This is a genomic window from Nitratidesulfovibrio oxamicus (assembly GCF_015731765.1).
Taxonomy (GTDB): domain Bacteria; phylum Desulfobacterota; class Desulfovibrionia; order Desulfovibrionales; family Desulfovibrionaceae; genus Cupidesulfovibrio; species Cupidesulfovibrio oxamicus.
In genome coordinates, this window is record NZ_VRYY01000665.1 from 1 (window position 1) to 896 (window position 896).

The 896-nt window shown below is 72.1% G+C and carries 2 pseudogenes; both read right to left on the reverse strand.

The window, feature by feature from the left end:
- Positions 1-610 (reverse strand): annotated as a pseudogene (locus FVW20_RS17000) (hypothetical protein); the annotation flags it as partial.
- A pseudogene (locus tag FVW20_RS17005) lies at positions 607-896 on the reverse strand (hypothetical protein); the annotation flags it as partial. The pseudogenes FVW20_RS17005 and FVW20_RS17000, both read right to left, overlap by 4 nt.

Sequence of the window (896 nt, forward strand, 5' to 3'; positions counted from 1 at the left end):
CCAGCAGGTCGCCCACGCTGCCGGGCCGCTGGCCGGGCATGAAGATGGCCACCACGTCGCCGGGGCGGCACAGGGTGGCCATGCCCACGGCAAAGAAATCCACCGTGCGCTCGATGTCCGCATCGCTGAAGCGCAGCCGCTTGGGCGCGCCCGTGCTGCCCGATGTGGGCAGGGTGACGATGCGGGCCACGGCGTCGTCGGCCACGCGCAGCAGGGCATCGCCCCCCTCGCGCAGATCGTCGGGTATGGTGAAGGGCAGGCCCGCAAGATCATCCAGCGTGCGCGGCAAGGGCAGCCCCGCCAGCCGGGCACGGTAGAACGGCGCATCAAGGGCGCGGCGCACCGCCTCGCGCAGCAGATGGTCCTGCCGTGCGCGCACCGTGGCCGGGGAAAGGGCATCAAGGTGTATGGACAGACGCGCGGCCAGCCATGAATCCAGCGGGGACCGGGCCACGTCCCGTGCCGTAGGCGCGGAGCGCGGAGCACCCACGTGCGCCCCATGACTCTCCTGCTCCCCATGTTCCCCGTACTCCGTGGGCACGGCACACGCTGGGCACGGCGCTACCGCGCCGTCTTCCGACGATGCCGGGGACATGGTGTGACGGGTCATGCGCCCTCACCTTCGGCAGACCCGATACCACCGCCGCCCGCCACGCCGTTTCTGGACGGCGCGCCATTGCGGTGCAGGGGCGTGCCGTCCACCGAGGTCAGGTTCCACGCGCAGAACGGCACCATGCGCCCGTCGGGCGCGGCCACGTGGATGCAGCAGCCGCGCAGCCGTTCGGTGTCCAGGGTCCAGGCATCCTGAAAGGCCATGCCGGACACGGTGAACCGCCGCCCGGCCCGCGCCAGGAAGCGCTCGAAATCGTCGCGCGGCGGCGTGGCGGGCATGCTGC